Origin of the sequence: Desulfatitalea alkaliphila, from assembly GCF_022968795.1 — a bacterium.
In the GTDB taxonomy this organism is placed as follows: Bacteria; Desulfobacterota; Desulfobacteria; order Desulfobacterales; family Desulfosarcinaceae; genus Desulfatitalea; species Desulfatitalea alkaliphila.
On sequence record NZ_JALJRB010000010.1, the window covers coordinates 35,924 to 54,806 of the forward strand.

General features: G+C 61.2%; 10 protein-coding genes. 4 read left to right on the forward strand and 6 right to left on the reverse strand.

Annotation, left to right across the window (positions count from 1 at the left end; genetic code table 11):
• Positions 1 to 83: 83 nt before the first annotated feature.
• The 3 genes from lpdA to aceE all read right to left on the reverse strand — a co-directional run bounded on the left by lpdA (position 84) and on the right by aceE (position 5,755).
• Entirely contained in the window at positions 84 to 1,505 is a 1,422-nt protein-coding gene (lpdA, locus tag MRX98_RS10725) for a dihydrolipoyl dehydrogenase (RefSeq protein ID WP_246907126.1), read from the reverse strand.
• A 118-nt stretch (positions 1,506 to 1,623) separates the two neighbouring features.
• Positions 1,624 to 3,054: a 2-oxo acid dehydrogenase subunit E2 gene (locus MRX98_RS10730; RefSeq protein ID WP_246907128.1), complete on the reverse strand. Its 1,431-nt coding sequence runs from the start codon at positions 3,052 to 3,054 to the stop codon at positions 1,624 to 1,626.
• A 13-nt stretch (positions 3,055 to 3,067) separates the two neighbouring features.
• Positions 3,068 to 5,755 carry a pyruvate dehydrogenase (acetyl-transferring), homodimeric type gene (gene aceE, locus MRX98_RS10735; protein WP_246907134.1) on the reverse strand — a complete coding sequence of 896 codons (2,688 nt, stop codon included), beginning with the start codon at positions 5,753 to 5,755 and terminating at the stop codon, positions 3,068 to 3,070.
• A gap of 242 nt (positions 5,756 to 5,997) precedes the next feature.
• Between aceE and pgm the strand changes: the two genes are divergently transcribed.
• Positions 5,998 to 7,635, forward strand: a complete 1,638-nt coding sequence (gene pgm, locus MRX98_RS10740; protein ID WP_246907142.1) for a phosphoglucomutase (alpha-D-glucose-1,6-bisphosphate-dependent) — start codon at positions 5,998 to 6,000, stop codon at positions 7,633 to 7,635.
• A 40-nt stretch (positions 7,636 to 7,675) separates the two neighbouring features.
• Here the strand turns inward: pgm and MRX98_RS10745 are convergent, their stop codons facing one another.
• Positions 7,676 to 10,249 (reverse strand): UPF0182 family protein, encoded by a 2,574-nt coding sequence (locus tag MRX98_RS10745; protein WP_246907151.1) that lies wholly within the window; start codon positions 10,247 to 10,249, stop codon positions 7,676 to 7,678.
• Between the two features lie 306 nt (positions 10,250 to 10,555).
• On the opposite strand from MRX98_RS10745, the gene MRX98_RS10750 reads away from it, so the two are divergent.
• Positions 10,556 to 11,698 (forward strand): DNA-methyltransferase, encoded by a 1,143-nt coding sequence (locus MRX98_RS10750; RefSeq protein ID WP_246907155.1) that lies wholly within the window; start codon positions 10,556 to 10,558, stop codon positions 11,696 to 11,698.
• Here MRX98_RS10750 and MRX98_RS10755 read toward each other — a convergent pair.
• Entirely contained in the window at positions 11,685 to 13,874 is a 2,190-nt protein-coding gene (locus MRX98_RS10755; RefSeq protein WP_246907156.1) for a hybrid sensor histidine kinase/response regulator, read from the reverse strand. The genes MRX98_RS10750 and MRX98_RS10755 overlap by 14 nt on opposite strands.
• Positions 13,875 to 14,299: 425 nt before the next feature.
• On the opposite strand from MRX98_RS10755, the gene MRX98_RS10760 reads away from it, so the two are divergent.
• Together MRX98_RS10760 and MRX98_RS10765 are read left to right on the forward strand one after the other, a co-directional pair.
• Positions 14,300 to 16,675, forward strand: coding sequence for a hypothetical protein (locus tag MRX98_RS10760; RefSeq protein WP_246907163.1), 2,376 nt, complete (start codon positions 14,300 to 14,302; stop codon positions 16,673 to 16,675).
• A gap of 3 nt (positions 16,676 to 16,678) precedes the next feature.
• Positions 16,679 to 17,269: a hypothetical protein gene (locus tag MRX98_RS10765; RefSeq protein WP_246907165.1), complete on the forward strand. Its 591-nt coding sequence runs from the start codon at positions 16,679 to 16,681 to the stop codon at positions 17,267 to 17,269.
• Here the strand turns inward: MRX98_RS10765 and gltX are convergent.
• Positions 17,253 to 18,728: a glutamate--tRNA ligase gene (gene gltX, locus MRX98_RS10770; RefSeq protein ID WP_246907167.1), complete on the reverse strand. Its 1,476-nt coding sequence runs from the start codon at positions 18,726 to 18,728 to the stop codon at positions 17,253 to 17,255. The two genes, MRX98_RS10765 and gltX, sit on opposite strands and share 17 nt — an antisense overlap.
• Between the last annotated feature and the right edge of the window lie 155 nt (positions 18,729 to 18,883).

Consider the following 18,883-nt stretch of genomic DNA (forward strand, 5'->3'; position numbering starts at 1 on the left):
TCGATAGAATTCCTCAACTTAAAACTTAACACTTAAAACTTAAAACTTTCTCTCATAATTTCCTACGACCTCAATCCATTCCACTACCGCTTCTTAGCATGATAATGGGTCGAAACCCCATAAAACACATCCGCCGCCTCCATCAGGGTTTCGGACAGGGTGGGATGGGGGTGGATGGTGAGGCCCAGGTCGCCGGCCACCGCACCCATTTCGATGGCCAGGACCCCTTCGGCGATCAGCTCGCCGGCGCCGGGGCCCACGATGCCAACGCCCAGGATGCGCTCGGATTCCGGGTCGACAAGCAGTTTGGTCAGGCCGTCGTTGCGGCCCAGGGTGCCGGCGCGTCCCGAGGCGGCCCATGGGAAACGGGCGACTTGATGTGAAATGCTTTTTTCTTTGGCTTCGGTTTCGGTCAACCCGGCCCAGGCGACTTCCGGGTCGGTGAACACCACCGCCGGGATGGCCGCCGGTTCGAAGGCGACCTTGCGGCCGGCGACGACCTCCGCCGCTAGGCGGCCTTGGTGGGTGGCCTTGTGCGCCAGCATGGGTTCGCCGGCAACGTCGCCGATGGCAAGGATGTGGGATTCGGCGGTGCGGCACTGTTTATCGACTGGGATGAAGCCGCGCTCATCCGCTTCGATGCGGGTTTTTTCCAGGCCCAGCTCTTTGGTGTTGGGACGGCGGCCCACGGCCACAAGGACCTTGTCGAAAAGCCGGGGCTTGGCCGCTTCCTCTTCAGCACCGGAGAAGGTGACCTTGATGCCGTTTTTCTGCGCCTTCAGGGATTTTATGGTGGTCTCCAGGTGAATGCCTTCAAAGCGCTCATCGAGGGTTTTGCGCAAAAAGCGCACCAGGTCCTTGTCCGCCCCGGCCAGCAGCAGGGGCGTCATCTCCGCTACCTGCACCCGGCTGCCCAGGGCGGCGTAGACCGTCCCCAGTTCCAGCCCGATATAACCGCCGCCGATCACCAGCAGCTTCTTGGGGACGGCGGGCAAGTCCAGGGCGGCGGTGGCGTCCCACAAGTGCTCCGATGAAATATCCAAGCCCGGCGGAGAGATCGGGTGGGAGCCGGTGGCGATGATGGCGTGCTCGAAGGTCAGGCGGCCGGTTTGATCGCCGTTGTCGTAAATCTCCAGTATGCGGTTGTCGGCAAAGCGCGCCTTGCCCCGGATGTGGGTCACGTTTTTACGTTTGGCCAGTTGGCCCAATCCGCCGGTCAAACGGTTGACCACATCCGCCTTCCAATCGCGCAGGCGATCCGTATCCACCTTCAGGCCGGATATCTGCAAGCCCATGGCTTCGGCGGCCTTTACTTCCTGGATCAAGCGAGCCACGTGCAGCAGGGCCTTGGAGGGAATGCACCCCCGATAAAGACAGACGCCGCCGGGGTTTTCCGCCGGATCGATCAAGGCGACCTTGAGTCCCAGGTCCGCCGCCATGAAGGCGGCGGCGTATCCGCCGGGACCGGCGCCGATGACTGCCAATTGCGTTGTTGCGTTGGACATGGTTGCTCTCCGTGGATGGTGGTGAAAAGTGGCCGATGCATTGCCGCGCGTTGTCATGGAAGCCGGCGGTTGCGCCCCTCTGTTGCGCATTCCCCCTATTGCGCCGGCTGCTTGCGGTTCAACCGCCCATGAAAAGGTGCATGGGCTGCGCCAGGCTTTCGCAGATGAAGCGCAAAAAGCGGGCGGCGTCGGCGCCGTCGTTGAGGCGGTGGTCGTAGGACAAAGCCAGGGGCAACAGGGTGCGGGGAACGAAGCCGCCATCGCGGTAAACCGGCGCGACGGCGGCACGGCTCATGCCCAGAATGGCGGACTGGGGCCACATCACGATGGGGGTGAACTGGGTGCCGCCGATGCCGCCTTGATTGGAGATGGTGAAGGTGCCGCCCTCCATTTCGTCCGGCTTGATTTTCTTGTTGCGCGAGCGCTCGGCCAGATCGGCGACGGCGGCCGCCAATTGGTCTATGGTCTGCCCATCGGCATTGCGCACCACCGGCACCAGCAGGCCCCGGTCGGTGGCGACGGCCATGCCGATGTGCACATACTTTTTGTAAATGATGCGTTCCTGTGCCGGATCGATGCTGGCGTTGAAACGGGGAAAGCGCTGCAGGGCCAAGGCGACCACTTTCAGGACGACGGCGGTGACGGTGAGTTTCACCCCTTCCTTTTTGAGGCGCGACGCCTCCTTCTGAATGAAGTTCTCCAGGTCGGTGATGTCGGCCTGATCGAACTGGGTAACGTGGGGCACGGTGCGCCAGGAAATGGCGGTGCTGCGGGCGGTCAGACGCCGCACGCCGGACAGTTCTTCCGTCTCGATATCGCCCCAGCGACGGAAGTCGGGCATCTCCGGCGCGCCGTCCGCGGCCGTGGCCGCGTCGGCGGCGGGTTTGCGTTCCTGTAGCGTCTCCCGCGCCGCCGTCTTGACATCATCGGCGGTGATGCGATCGCCGGGGCCGGTGCCCCGCACCCTGCGGATCGCCACGCCCAGTTCACGGGCCAGTCGCCGCACGGAAGGCGCCGCGGCCACCGGCGGTGCCTTGTCATCGTCGCCTTCGGACGGCGCTTCGGCCTTCTTCGGTTCGGCGGATGCTTTCTTTTGCTCTTTTTCATCCGCTGATGGCGTTTTCGTTTCTTTGGCGGCCCGGCCTGACGACGTATCCTTCGTATCGGTATCCGGCTTACTTTCCTCCTGGTCCGGCGCACTTTCCTCCTGGTCCGATTCTCTTTCCTCCGGACCCGGCGCGCTTTCCTTCTTTTCCGGCGCGGCGTCCTCCGAAGATGCCGCCTCGGCCCCCTCTTCCGCTTGTGCTTCCTTATCCGTTTCCACCTTGGCGATCACCTCGCCCACCTGCATCTCCCGGCCCTCCTCGGCGAGCAACTCGACAATGACCCCCGCCGCGGTGGAGGGAATCTCCACCAGCGCCTTTTCCGTCTCGAATTCGATGAGGATGTCGTCGACGGCCACCGTGTCCCCTTTCTTGACCAGGACTTTGACCACCTTGCCGCTGGTGACGTTTTCGCTGATTTCGGGGATTTTGATCTCCTCGATCATGTCACTGCTCTCCTTATGCCCACATGGGGTTGGTTTTGTTCGGATCGATGGCCAATTTTTTGGCGGCCTTTTTGGCCATGGCCGCCGTCACTTTCTTTTCCCGGGCCAGGGTGGCGATGGCGGCGTAGGCGATGTGGCGTGCGTCCACCTCGAAAAAATCCCGCAGCGCTTCCCGCGATTCGCTGCGGCCGTAGCCGTCGGTGCCCAACAATGTCAGCGGACCCGGCACCCATTTGGCGATGCCGGCGGGCAGCGCCTTGACATAATCCCCGGCGGCCACGAAAACCCCTTGGGCGTCGCCCAGTTGGCGCTGCAGAAAGTTGGCGCGGGGTCGTTCGCCGATCCGGCGCAGGTTGTGCCGTTCGGTGTCGATGGCGTCCTGGTAGAGTTTCTTGTAGCTGGTCACGCTCCACACATCGGCGGCGATCTGATAGTCGTTTTCCAAAATTGCCGCTGCCTCAAGCACTTCGCCCAGGATGGCGCCGCTGCCCAGCAGATGGGCTGTGTGTTTGGGCTTTTCAAGGGGCGAACGCCGATAGCGGTAGATGCCCCCGAGTATGCCTTGATCCACGCCCTCGGGTTTTTGCGGCATGGCGTAGAGGGCGTTGGCAATGGTCAGGTAGTAGATGATGTTCTCTCCCTCCTCCAGCATGCGCCGCAGCCCTTCACGCACGATGACGGCGATTTCGAAGGCGAAGGCCGGGTCGTAGGCTTCCAGACCGGGATTGGGATAGGCCAGCAGATGGCTGTGGCCGTCCTGGTGCTGCAACCCCTCGCCGGCCAGGGTGGTCCGCCCGGAAGTGGCGCCCAGCAGAAAACCGCGGGCCTGGGCGTCGCCGGCGGCCCAGATCAAATCGCCGATGCGCTGAAAGCCGAACATGGAGTAGAAGAAGAAAAAGGGGACCATGTTGATGCCGTGGGTCGAGTAGGACGTGCCGGCGGCGATGAAAGAGGAGATGGCGCCGGCCTCGGTGATGCCCTCTTCCAGAATCTGGCCGTCGGTGGCCTCCCGGTAGTAGAGCAGGCTCTCCTTGTCCACCGGTTCATAGTTCTGCCCCGCATGGGAGTAAATGCCGATGCCGCGGAACAGGGACTCCATGCCGAAGGTGCGCGCCTCATCCGGCACGATGGGCACGATGACGGGCCCCAGCTGCTTGTCCTTGAGCAATTTGCCCAACAGATGCACCATCACCATGGTGGTGGCCAGCTCCCGGTCGCCGCTGCCTTTCATGAATTCAGCATAAAGCGCTTCGCCCGGCGGGCGAAAGGCGGGCACGGACCAGCTGCGGGCCGGCAGGAAGCCGCCCAGCCGCCGCCGGCGCTCCAATAGATAGCGCATCTCTTCACTGTCCGGCGCCGGACGGTAGAAGGGCATCTCCTTGATCTGCGCATCGGAGATGGGGATGCCGAAGCGACTGCGGAAGCGCCGCAGCTCCTCGTCGTTGAGCTTTTTCTGCTGGTGGGTGATGTTGCGCCCTTCACCCGCCTCGCCCAGGCCGTACCCCTTGATGGTTTTGGCCAGAATCACCGTGGGCGCGCCCTCATGGCGCACGGCGGCCTGGTAGGCGGCGTACACCTTCTCGGGGTCGTGGCCGCCCCGGCGCAGCTTGAACAGTTGCTCGTCGGTGAGCTTGGCCGCCATCTCTTCCAAGGCAGGGTAGGCGCCGAAGAAATCCTTGCGAATGTAGTCGCCGCCGGCCACGGAGTACTTCTGATACTGTCCGTCGGGCACCTCTTCCATGCGCTTGACCAGCCACCCCTCATCATCGGCGGCCAACAGCGGATCCCAGTCGCCGCCCCAGATCACCTTGATGACGTTCCAACCGGCGCCCCGGAAGGCCGCCTCCAGCTCCTGAATGATCTTGCCGTTGCCGCGCACCGGACCGTCCAGGCGCTGCAGGTTGCAATTGACGACGAAAATCAGGTTGTCCAGCCGCTCCCGGGCGGCCAGGGTGATGGCGCCCAACGATTCGGGTTCATCCGTCTCGCCGTCGCCCAGAAAGGCCCACACCTTCTGATCGGACTTTTCCTTCAGGCCGCGATCCTCCAGGTAGCGGTTGAAACGGGCCTGGTAGATGGCCATCAAAGGCGAAAGTCCCATGGAAACCGTTGGTAATTGCCAAAAATCGGGCATCAGGTAAGGGTGGGGATAGGAGGAGAGTCCGCCGCCCGGCTGTAGCTCGCGGCGGAAATTTTCCATTTGGCGACGGCCGATACGGCCTTCCAAAAATGCGCGGGCGTAAACCCCCGGCGCGGCGTGCCCCTGAAAATAGACGATGTCGCCCGGATGTTCGGCGTTGCGCGCCCTGAAAAAGTGGTTGAAGCCGATTTCGAAAAGCGTGGCGCAGGAGGCGTAGGTGGAGATATGGCCGCCGATTCCGCTGCTGAGGCGGTTGGCGCGCACCACCATGGCCATGGCGTTCCAGCGGATGATGCTCTTGATGCGCCGCTCCACTTCGCGGCTGCCGGGAAAGCGGGACTGTTGGTCCGCGGCGATGGTATTGATGTAGGGAGTGTTGGCGGCATAGGGCGGTTCGATGCCGCGTTTGCGGGCCTCGCCCTGCAACAAGCGCAGCAGCTCGCGCACCCGGTCGGGGCCCTGGCTGCGGCGCACATATTCAAGGGATTCGATCCACTCGCGGTTTTCGTAGGCGATGGTAGTCTGATCGGTGGCGGTGGGTGGTTTGTTGTTTTGCGGCATAGGCTTATCTCCGAGCAGGGGGTGATTGTATTTAAATTAAGCAGCAATCGACGAGGGATGTCAAAGGGAGTTTAAAGTTTTAAGTTTTAAGTTTAAAGTTAAGGTATTCTATCTGTTGGATTTGGTAGGGTGGTTGAGATGGTTGGGGTTGGTGGTTGATGGGGGGGTGGGGGGTGGTTTATAGTGGGGGGCGGTGATGGTTTGGATGATTGGATAAACCTTTGATGAGGGGGAGATTTATAATGGGTGTTCATCCGATGGCCGGGAAGCCGGTCGATGCCGGTCGCTTGGTGCATATTCCAGGTCTGATTACCGCTTATTTCGCCCGACGTCCGGATCCGGACGATCCGGGGCAGCGGGTTTCTTTCGGCACTTCGGGCCATCGCGGCTCTTCTTTGAAAGGCAGTTTCAACGAGGACCATATCTTGGCCGTCAGCCAGGCCATTTGTCATTATCGCCGCTCGCAGGACATCGACGGCCCTCTCTTTCTGGGGTTGGACACCCACGCCCTGTCCACCCCGGCGAGCGTGACCGCCCTGGAGGTGCTGGCGGCCAACGGGGTGACGGTGATGATGGCGGACGATGGTGTCTACACCCCCACGCCGGCCATCTCCCACGCCATTTTGTGCCACAACCGCGGACGTGCGTCGGGATGGGCCGACGGGATCGTTATCACGCCTTCCCACAATCCGCCGGAAGACGGTGGTTTCAAATACAATCCGCCCAACGGCGGCCCGGCCGGCAGCGACATCACCGGCTGGATCGAAAAGGAGGCCAACGCCATTCTGGCCGACGGTTTGCGGGCGGTCAAGCGCATGTCCTATGAGCAGGCCCTGCGGGCCGGGACCACCCAGCGGCACGACTTCATCCGGGCCTATGTGGAGGATCTGGACCAAGTCATCGACATGGCGCTGATCCGTGAGTCCGGCGTCTCCCTGGGCGTGGACCCCCTGGGCGGGGCCGGGATCGGTTACTGGCCGGCCGTGGTGGATCGCTACGGCATCGATTTAACCCTGGTGGACGACACGGTGGATCCCACTTTCCGGTTCATGACCCTGGACTGGGACGGCCGTATCCGCATGGACCCCTCTTCCAGCTACACCATGCAGCGGCTGATCGCCCTCAAGGACCGTTTCCAGGTGGCCTGGGGCTGCGATACCGATTTCGACCGCCACGGCATCGTCACCCGCAGCGGCGGACTGCTGCCGCCCAACCACTACCTGGCGGTGTGCGTGGACTACCTGTTTCGCAACCGACCCCAATGGCCGGCGGCGGCGGCAGTGGGCAAAACCCTGGTCAGCTCGGCGATCATCGACCGGGTGGCCGCCGGACTGGAGCGGCGGTTGTACGAGGTGCCGGTGGGGTTCAAATGGTTCGTCGAGGGGCTGCTGGACGGCTCCTTGGGGTTTGGCGGCGAGGAGAGCGCCGGGGCATCGTTTTTGCGATTGGATGGTTCGGCCTGGTCCACGGACAAGGACGGCCTGATCGCCGGTTTGCTGGCCGCCGAAATCACGGCCCGCCTGGAGCGCGACCCGGCCGAGGTGTACGAGGAGCTGACCCGGCGCTACGGCGCGCCGGTCTACGCCCGCATCGATGCACCGGCCACACCGGCACAGAAAGCGGCATTGGCCAAGCTGTCACCCGACCGCATCGCCGTGCAGAAAATGGCCGGGGACAAGATCGAGGCGGCCCTGACCCACGCACCGGGCAACGGCGCGCCCATCGGTGGCCTGAAGATCGTGACGGCCAACGGCTGGTTCGCCGCCCGCCCTTCCGGCACCGAGGATATCTACAAGATTTATGCGGAGAGCTTCAAGGACGAGGCGCACCTGCGCCGCATCCAGGAAGAGGCCCGGGAGATCGTTGCCAAGGCGGTTTAACGGGTCGGATGCAAGCTATTAAGGGTTTCTGCCGCCGCACCTATTCCGTTAAACGTTGGCGCAGAGCGTTGTAGGCCTCTTCCAGGGAACGTTCCATCACCACGGCCTGCCCCTCGCTCATGATAATCCGCTGCAGTTCGGGGATGGTGACCCGGGCGGTGGACTTGAGATAGACCGGCTGGATGAACAGGATGCTGTCCTCCACCGGCATGATGATCATCTTGCCGCGCACCACCGAAGAGCCGGCCTGGCTCCACAGTGAAAACTGCTGCGATATGTCCGGATCCTGATTGATGAGGGCATCGATCTGGGCCGGTCCATGGGCCAGTTCCCCCTTGGGGAAGTCGTAAACGATGACTTTGCCGTAATTGGCAGGATCGCAACCCACCACCGCCATGGATCGCAGGTTGTCCCGCCCCTTGGGAAACATGGGTTGCAGCAGCATGAAATCCAGCTTACCGGTCTCGATCAGATCCAGGGTCAGGTAGTAAGGCTTGAGGGGCACGGCGGTGTCGCCCACCATTGTTTGGGCGAAGGTCCAGAGATCCTCCTGCTGATAAAAGACCCGTGGATCGGTCTGGTGGTATTTGGCATAGATCTGCATCTGGATGTCGAAAAGGTCCTTGGGATACCGCATCTGGTTTTGCAGTTCGGCGGGCATGCTCGCTTTGTCTTTGAGCAGGCCGGGATAGATGCGACTGTAGGCCCGGGCGATGGGGTCCCGTTCGTCGAAAAGGTAGAAGTCCACATCGCCGTGGTAAGCGTCCACCACGATCTTGATGCTGTTGCGGATGTAGTTGAGGTGCAGGCCGTCATTGTCGAAAGGCGCGGCGGCCGGATACCATGGGGAGGTGGTGAAGGCATCCATCACCCAATAGACCCCCTCGGAGGTCACCGTTACGTAAGGCGTCTGGTCCAGGGTGAGGAAGGGAGCGATGCGGTGCACCCGCTCTTCGACGTTGCGACGGAACAGAATCTTGCTCTGCTTGTTGATTTTGGTGGAAAAGAAGATGTTCTTGTTGTCGAAATGATAAGCGAAAAGAAAACGGCGGAAAAAGGACGAAATGGGGACGCCCCCTCGCCCGTCGTAGTCGTGCAGGGCGTTGCTTTCGCCCTGGGGATAATCCATCTCGCCGGCCTGGTTGGGGGCGATGGCATAGGGGGTGTTTCCAAGGCCGAAGTAGATACGGGGCTGCGCGATATTCATCCCGAAACGCGATTCAGGTGGAATGTTGTGAATGTACCAGGTCATGGCACTGCCGCTGCCCTGGCTGGCGGGCGTCATCACCACGCCGTGGCCGTGGGTGTAGCTCAGGTGACGGTTGATCCAGTTTTGGGCGCCGGCCGGCAGGTTATCGTAATCGATTTCGCGGGGGGCGACGAACACCTGCTGGTAATCGCCTTGCACGGTGTGGCGGCCGACGCTGACCAGGGGAAATGTGTAGTAAGGCCGCAGCACTTGCAGTTGCAGGAATACGTCCGTGAGGGTTTCGGCATCCCACACGGGGATGTTGCGCAGCACATCGCGCACCTGACCGCCGGCCGCCCGGCCGGGCATCTGCTCGTGCCGGAACTGGCGGGTCTCCACGTTCTTTAAGTCGTAGGCGTCCAGGGTAGCCGCGATGTGGCGCTCGATATAGGGGCGTTCCTTTTCGATCTCATTGGGGCGCACCATGTAATTGTCCACCAATTGGGGCAGAAACGGGGTGAATTTGGCCAGCAAGGCGACGGCCAGCAACCCGCCGACCAAGAACAACACTTTTTTGCCCCGCCGGGTGTGCAGGTAGAAGAGCAATACGACGCTGGTCGCCGCCAACGCCGCCATGGCGCCATATTTGATGGGAATGACGACATTCAACTGCACATATCCCGGACCGTAAAAGAGCGGCTCGTGCATGGTGCTGTATAGCAGCGCGTAGCTTTGCAGGTAGAGACTCCACAACACCACGACCACCAGTGCAGCCGTCAGCAGCGTCAAGTGCCATTTGGCGCCTTGGCCCAAACGGAGCAGTTTCCCGCTGTGCATGCGGCTTTTGACGGCGTAGAGCAGAAAAATGCCGACCAGCAGCGCCGCAAGGGCGATGAGCAGGGGCTGCTGCATCATGGCGTGGATGGGATAGGAAAAGAGGTAGTAAGAGACATCCTTGCCGAAAAAAGGATCCTTGACGCCCATGTCGGGACCGAAGATATAAAAGAGAAATTGCTCCCAGTTGCGATACAACGGCAGCGTCAAGGGGATGCTCAACAAAAAGGACAACGGCACGTAGAACAAGAGCGATCCCGACTGAAAAGCCTTGATCACCTTGCCGGGATCCTTGGGTTCGGCGGCCCCCTCCGGCGCCTTGCAACTTTTCAGGCAACGGGCGGCGACCCAGAAATTGACCAGGAAAATGAGAAAGAAAAGCAGGAGCGCCCCGCCAAAAACGATGTATTGATAGAACATGCGCTGCAGGTAGAAAAATTGGTATCCCAGGGCATCGAACCACCAGTAGTTCACCAGTTCCTTGGCGCCGATGATGCTGACGGCCAGCAAAAAGGCCAGGAAGGCGACGATGAGTCCCAGCCCGACGATCAGTCGTCTGGCCGTTCGGTTCGGAGATCGATCTTTCTGCATATTCATAAGCGCTTTGTTGTGTCATCGGATGGCGGCACCGACATGGCGGCGGATGTTCATCCTGTGGGTGGTCCGCCTTTCGCTTGTGTCGGGCCAATCAGGTTGTCGCGAGCGCCATCCTTTCGCTCGCCACTTACCGACCTATCGACGGTATCGCCCTCTTTTACCAACTTTTTGCCGCATACTTCAATAGGTAATTCGGGCCACATATCCGGTTGATCCGCCCCGCAAATATTGTTATGACGCCCTTTCGGCCCGGCCCGCGGCACCTGCGGCGGGTCAACGACGAACCGAACCGGGGTAGTCATGGAAACCCATCATCGCATATGCATCGGGGACGCCGCGGACATGACGCAGGTCGCGGACCAAAGCGTCGACCTGGTGGTCACCTCGCCACCCTACCCCATGATCGAGATGTGGGACGACCTGTTTCGCGCCGCCGATCCGGCCATCGCAAAAGCCCTCGCCCGATGCGATGCCGATGACGCTTTCCAGCGCATGCATGCCGTTTTGGACAAGGTGTGGCGGGAGTTGCGGCGGGTGATGAAACCCGGCGCCCTGGCCTGCATCAACATCGGTGACGCCACCCGCACCATCGACGGCGATTTCCAGCTGTTCGCCAATCATGCGCGCATCATCACCGCCTTCCGACAGTTGGGTTTCGGGCAGTTGCCGACCATCCTGTGGCGCAAGACCACCAACGCGCCCAACAAGTTCATGGGTTCGGGCATGTTGCCGGCAGGGGCCTATGTCACCCTGGAGCACGAATACGTGCTGATTTTCCGGCTCAACGGCAAGCGGCCGTTTCCAAACGATGCGCTCAAGGCGGCCCGCCGCCGCAGCGCCTTTTTCTGGGAAGAGCGCAACGAATGGTTTTCGGATGTGTGGTTCGATCTCACGGGTACCCGGCAAGCCATGGGCAACGCCAAATCCCGAACGCGCAGCGGCGCCTTCCCCCTGGCCCTGCCCTATCGGTTGATCCAGATGTTCTCCGTCAAAGAGGACCTGGTGCTGGACCCCTTTCTCGGCACCGGGACCACCCTGCTGGCCGCCATGTGCAGCGGGCGGCACTGCGTCGGCGTTGAGTTGGATGCCGCCTTCAAGACGGTGGTATTGGAACAGGTGGCCGATGTGCCCCGCATGGCCAACCGATTGATCGAAACCCGGCTGGAAGACCATGTCCGCTTCATCGAAGATCGCATCCAGCGCAAAGGACCCGTGCGCTACACCAATCGCCACTATCGCTTTCCGGTGGTCACCGCTCAAGAGGTGGATCTGGTCCTCGATCCGGTGCACCACATCCAATTCGTGGACAGCGACCGCATCAAGGTGATCCACAGCGATCCGGGGATTGCCCCGCCGCGGTCCGAAGGGGCGGCCCCCGCAACCGTGGAAGAACCGGCCCCGCGGCGACCCGGCAAGAAAGGGCGCCAACTCAAACTCTTTTAGCGGCCTGCGCCTCCCGGCCCTCACCTTCGGATCCACCGAGCATGCGGCGAATCTTGACGGACAACTGGTGCATGTTGAAAGGCTTTTGCAGAAAATCGGTGTGCCCTTGACGCAGGAGTTCATCGGCCTGATCCATCAGGTAGTAGCCACTGGCAAAGAGCACCTTGATATCGGGATTGATGGCCCGCAACGCCTTGAACACCGCCTCGCCATCCAGATCCGGCATGACCATGTCCAGCACAACGAGATCGATGGACGCCTGGTGTTCGGTGAACAGATCGATGGCGGTGCGGCCATGGTCGGCGACCAGCAACCGGTACCCCAGCCCTTCGAGCATCAAACGGGCCACATCGATGATGTAATCTTCGTCGTCCACCAGCAAAATGGTTTCCGATCCGGTCTCCACCGACTGCAACGACAGCGCATCCGACCCGGGCGCCTGATCCGAAGCGGGCAGGAACAGTTCGAAGGTCGTGCCCATTCCCGGTCGGCTTTGAACGGTGATGATGCCGCTGTGGTTTTTGATGATGCCGAAGACCGAGGCCAGGCCCAGGCCGGTGCCGCGTCCCGGTTCGTGGGTGGTAAAAAAGGGTTCGAAGATCCGCCGTTGGGTCAATTCATCCATGCCGGCGCCGGTATCGGTCACATTGACGCGCACGTAGCGGCCCGGGGGCACCTCGAAGGGCGCCACGAAGGCCTCCTCGAGCACCACGTTGTTGGTGCTTAAATAGAGGTTGCCGGTACCTTGCATCGCCTGCCAGGCATTGAGGTACAGATTGACCAGCACCTGCTCGATCTGACTGCGGTCCGCCATCACCGTCCAGAGATTGGACTGGTAGTTGCCGTGGACCTTGATCGCCTTGCGCGTGCGCCCGAACATTTCGGCGGAATGGCGCAGCACCTGGTTCATGTCCATGGGCTTGACCACATACTTGCCGCCCCGGGCGAACCCCAGCAGCTGCTTGGTCAAACGCGAGCCGCTGTCCACGCAATCTTCGATGTTTTTCAGCTTTTCCGTCAAGGAGGGGTTGTCCTCCACCTCGAGCCACATCAAGGATGCATTGCCCTGAATGCCCATCAACAGATTGTTGAAGTCGTGGGCGATGCCCCCCGCCAGGGTGCCCAAGGAATCCATTCGCTGGGCTTCCTGGAAGCGGCGTTCCAGTAGTTTGCTTTGAGTGATGTCCCGCAGGAAATTCAGGGTCGCCGGCCGTTGCTGCCAGGTGATGTTGACGGTGTTCAACTCGACCCATATCAGCTCGTCATCGGCGTCGACCAACCGGAACGAGAGGGCCGCCGGTTTGGGGTCCCGGCCATTGAGCCGAAGGGCGTAGTAATCGTCGTCATGGGCCTTGTCCGGCGGGTGGATCAAACGGTGCAGGGGCTTGCGCAGGGCTTGCAGCCCCAGTCGCCGGGCCATTTCCCGGGCGCGCCGGTTTGAAAAAACGAAACGACCGTCCTGGAAGATGAAGATGGCTTCGTTGGCGTTCTCCACCAAGGTACGATACTTCTCTTCCGATTCCATCAATGACATTTCGCTGCGCTTGAGATCCGTGATGTCGCGCCAATGTTCGACGATTCGGAACAAGCGCCCATCCATGTCCAGAATCGGATAGGCCCGGATGTCCATCCAGATGCCTCTGGTGTCGATGTATTTCTCTAGCTGGGCCGGCTCGTTGGTTTCCAGAATCCTGCGGGTCACGCAATGGTCGCAGGGGGCCCCCTGGTCAATCAATTCGTAACAGCGCTTGCCGATCACCTCCGTCTCGTCCATGTTGAAGAATTGGTATCCGGCTTTGTTGAAGCGGATGATGCGGTGGTTGCCGTCCTGGACGCCGATGATGTCCGGAATGGCGTCGAGCATGGTTTCCAGCATCAGCGAGGCTTCACGATATTGATCCTCGAAGGCGCGCCGCGCCCGTTCGGCCAACCGTCGCTCGCGATTTTCGCGCATCAGATGCTCGTTGGTGCGCATCAGCTCCGCGGTCCGGTTGGACACCAGGGATTCGAAGTGATCGCGATAGCGCACCAATTCGGTTTCCAACCGTTTGTGATCGGCGACAACCGTGCGGATCCGCTCCTCGAGAGTGGCGCGGGCCGCTTGTTCCCGGCGCAATCGGCGCTGCAACTGTTCAACAAGCGCCCTTTCGGGCGTTTCGGATGGATCGGTGGACATGGACGACGACACACCCCTGCGACGATTCAACTGCACTGCAAACCCTGAACGATCAGCGCGGCGACGCTGATTTTGAATCATTGATTGTAGTTGAAAACGACACGAATCACAAGGTTGATCAGAGCCACTGTCAGAGCCACCCGCGGAGGCCTTTGCGGTTAGTTTAAAGGCCCTTGCGGGCCAGTTTTAAGTCTAAAGTATTAAGTTTTAAGTTGCGGTGCAGGGCACGGCATGCCGTGCCCCTACGGAGGGGGTATTCATTCGAATACGTGCAAATTTTTAAAGTTTCAGGCAAAATTGTCGATATGACGAAATATGAGGGGGGGTGAGCCGGCCGCATTGGCCGATCCCGACGGACGCCGGTCCCGCTGAAGGGCCGAATATTACATGCTACATCGAATGATCCGGAAACCAGAGAATATGCCATGAGCGAAGCCGAACAAGACAAGCGCCCCGAACCCGAGTCCGTGGAAACGGATGACGAGCTGGAGAGCCTCAGCCCAGAGGAGAAGGCCGCTTTCGAAAAAATCATGGCCGAAATCAGCGCGGCCAACGGCGGCGACGACGAACCGGAAAAAGCACCGGACGAAACAGACGCACTTGCGCCGGCGGCGTCATCATCCGATGAAATCGCACCCTCCGCCGAAAACGAGACCCCGTCTTTAAGCGACGAGGGGTCGGCGGTTGGTGAAGACGGTCTCTCCGAGGACCAAAGCGACCAACTCGATAAGATCATGGCCGAAATCGAAGGCAAGGGAAAAGGCCAGGCGGGTCCGACGGCGCATGATGATCGACAGAAGGAGGAGGAGAATAAGAAGAACGAGGAGGAGGAGGAAAAGGAAGAAGAAGATGGGTCCCTGAACGAGGACCAGCAGGCCGCCATGGACAAGATCATGGCCGAAATCGAAGGCAAGCGCAAAACCGATCATGACACGGACGACACCGACGACGACGCTGCCGCGGAAGCCGAAGAGGCCATGTCCGAAGATCAGCAGGCCGCCTTGGACAAGATCATGGCGGAGATCGAAGGCAAGCGCAAAGCCGATCGTGACACGGACGACACCGACGACGACGCTGCCGCGGAAGCCGAAGAGGCCATGTCCGAAGATCAGCAGGCCGCCTTGGACAAGATCATGGCGGAGATCGGGTCCAAGCGATCACGGGAAGCCGAGGGGTCTTTGGATGCGCAAGCGGATGAGGAGGAGGCGGCAGCGGAAGCGGCCCCATCGCAAAGTCCCAACAATTTGAGCATGGACGAGTTCGACGACGAGCTCAACAACCTCCTCCAGAACGCCGAATCAACCACCGCGTCCCCCGCCAAGCAGACCCCCAAAAAGGCCGAGGCGCCGGCAGGCTTCGCCAAGGACAAGGAAATCAACGCGGCCTTGAAAAAGATCGTCGGTCAAACCGGAGACGAAACCCGGGACGAAACGTCCGCAGCCGCGGACGACCATCAGCCGGAGGTCGCAACCGATGCTTATCCCATCCTGCATGAGGTACCGGCGGACGGCCTGCAAGGCAAGGCGGCCCGTGTTCCGTCCCCACGTAAGACGTCCGCCAAAAGCGGCATGCGAACCGCCCGCCGGCCGCGCCGATGGCTGCGCGCGGCAATGGTTGCTTCGACGGTATTGGCGATGTTGTCGGGTGTGGGGTACTGGGGGTATGATCGCTATGTGAAAGCGGCGCCCACCCCGTCCAACGAAACAGCGGCGGCGCCTGTGTCCGCTCCCCGGGAAACCGCCCCCGCTCCGGCACCCGGCCGGCAACCGGCGGAACCCGTCGCTGCGCCGGTCGCCCCCAACCCACCTGCCTTGCCCCCTCCGCAAGCAGCTGTTGCCCTGAAACGCCATGCGGAGGCCTCCTTCGGCCAATTGCAGCGGGAGCTGGCAGCCGTGCGCAGCGATCTTCAGAACCGGATTTCCGACATTCAGCAATTGAAAAGCTACTATGCGGCCGGCATTGCAGAGGAGATCGAAAAAATCGAAAACGCCCTGCAAAGCGACCGCATCCCCGGTCTGGAGCAGGGCTTGGGCAACACCCAGATCGAGTTGGCCCTGCGCGCCATCCAACGTCGCGACAATTACATCGCCAAGCTGGACAAACCCTTGGCCCGGTTGTCGATCATGTCCGAAGAACTGCTGTTCATGGAACGACGGGCCCGCATCCATGAAATCCTGGAACGGGGCATCCACGGTTTGCCACTGGACCGCTTGCGCCAGGAAGCCAGGACCGCCATGGCCGATTACGAAAAATTCTCCGCCGAAATCTCCATCGACACCATCGAGCTGCCACCTAAACCGTTGGCGGCTTTGTGGAAAGAGGTGACCGCCGAATTGACCAAACGGGCGACCCGGCTTGCCCAGCGCACACCTTTGAACCGCGCCGTCAGTGCCGAAATCTGCAACGGCAACTTTGATCGCAAGTACATGCTCACGGCCTTGTCGGTGGAGACCGCCGGCTGCCTGGTGCGGTGGACCGGCAAGGATCTCTATCTGAACGAGTTGACCGAACTGACACCGGAAGCGGCCGAAGTGCTGACCCAATGGCCCGGCGAATGGCTCAGCCTCAACGGCATCAAGGAACTGTCGGCCGAAACGGCCCGTCACCTGGCCCAATGGCCGGGCAAACGTCTTTCGCTCAACGGCTTGACGGTGTTGTCGCCTGAAGCCACCACAGAACTTTCCCAATGGCAGGGAGATCAGCTTGAAATGGTGGGGTTGACCCGCATCGGGCGCTGGCAGAATTACGGCACCCGGCTCTATCTGTCGGAACAACTGAAACGGCGCTTGGAGGCGCAATAGACCATGGTATCCTTCGCCCATCGCACTGTGAAAGGCGCAACCTTGCTGCTGGCGGTGGCCCTGTTGCTCTCATCGGGCCTGGCACCCCTCGCCGGCGCCAACACCAAAGGCGCCCAGCTGGAACAGATCGTCGCCGACATCGATCTGCTGCAACAACAGTTGAAAGATCGTATCGATCAGGCCGGCATGTTGCACGCCGCCCTGGCCGAGCAGCGCACCACGCTCAACGCGGAAATCCAGGTACTGCTCAGAAGCCTGAAGATCAAGGAGTTGCGCCAGACCAACGATCATCCGCGGCTGCGCCACAACCTGGAACTGCTGCGCACGATCCACACTTACATGGACGAATTGGAAGCCAAGCAGGTCCTCTACCGCACCGGGCGCGACCGTTTGAGCTACTTGCGCCAATTGGCCCGGGACGATATCCGCATGATCCGGACCGTCAGTGATCTGAAAATCGATGCCCTGACCACCCAGATCTCCATGGTGATCAACCGCTACCTGCCCGAAGCCCACACCATTCAGATCGACCCACAGAAAGTGAGCCTGCTGCCCATCGAGTCGGTGTGGCAACGGGTCAAAGAGAATCGATAGCGCGCCGCAATCGCGTCACCACCCTTTCGCGGCCGATGCAGACCAGCACCTGGATCAAATCGGGCCCCACGGCTTGACCGGTTACCGCGGTGCGCACCCCATTGACCAATTGCCCCGGCTTGATGCCCCACTGCCCCAGGAAAGCGCGCAGCGCCGCCTCCACTGACGCGGCGTCGAAAGGTTCGACCCCCACCAGGGTATCGGCCAGGGCCGGCATCCAGCGGGCCGCGTCGGGCTGTTGCTGCAGGTGCCGGGCCACGGCATCCGGATCCATGGCATAGGCGTCGTCGAAATAGGCGCGGCCGTATGTCGCAAAATCGGTCAGGCGATGAAAGCGGGCCCGGATCAGATCCACGGTCTGATCGAACCACTCCCGGCGCGCGCCGTCGAAGTCCGCCTGCCACAGCCCTTCCGCCGTCAAGCGGGCCTTCACATGGGGCCGCAGCGCCGCTATGGGCATGCTGCGCAGATAGTGGGCGTTGATGCTGAGCAATTTGGGGTCGGTGATGAACTTGGGATCGTCGGGTTGGATATGGAACACCGAATTGGTGCGGCCGATGCCTTCCAGGTCGAAGGCAGCCACCAGTTCCTGCGGCGTGAACAGTTCGCGGGCGTCCGTGGTGGCCCAGCCCAGCAGCACCAGGAAATTGACCATGGCCCACGGCAGAAACCCTTGCTCCCGATAGTAGTGGATGGCCACGTGTTCACCGTGACGCCGTTTGGAAATTTTGGCCTTCTGCGGATCCAGGGTCAGGGACATGTGGGCGAAAACCGGCAACGAAGCGCCCAACGCCTGGTAGATCAACACCTGCTTGGGGGTGTTGGCCAGACCGTCCTGGCCCCGGATCACGTGGGTGACGCCGTCGCGGATGTCGTCCACCGCATTGGCCAGCACATAGAGCGGTTGGCCGTTGGTGCGCATCAGCACGAAATCCTCGATATCGTCCAACCGTTTGACCACCCGGCCGTAGACGCGATCGTCAAAGGCGACCGCCCCGTCGCCGCGCGGCACCTTGAACCGCACCACATGCGCTCGCCCCTCAGCCGTCAGGGCTGCGATACGATCCGCCGTCAGCCGGCGGCAGGCGCCGTCGTAGCGATAGGTTTGCTTGGCCGCGCGGGCCGCCTCCCGCTTCGCTTCCAGCGCCTCGCGAGCGCAGAAACAGCGATAGGCGTGTCCTCTCGCCAACAACCGTTCCACCGCGGCCCGGTGGTCGTCCAGGTGACGGCTCTGGAAAAAGGGACCGGCATCCCAGTCGAGCCCCAGCCAGCGTAAACCGTCCAGGATGCCCTGGACCGAGGCTTCGCTGGAACGGGTCGCATCGGTGTCCTCGATGCGCAGAATGAACCGACCGCCGTGCTTGCGCGCATAAAGCCAGTTGAAAATCGCCGTACGCGCCCCGCCGATGTGCAAATACCCGCTGGGACTGGGCGCAAACCGCACCACACAAGAATCCATGGAAACCTTCCTCCTGCATTCGATCGAAGTCGATGCACCACAAAACCGTCACAATTGCCAGGACGCCGCAACATCTGTTGACCCGAGAGCCGCCCGCGGCATATACATCCAGCGCAATCGAATTACCGAATCGGGAGCGAAATCGAAATCGGTTC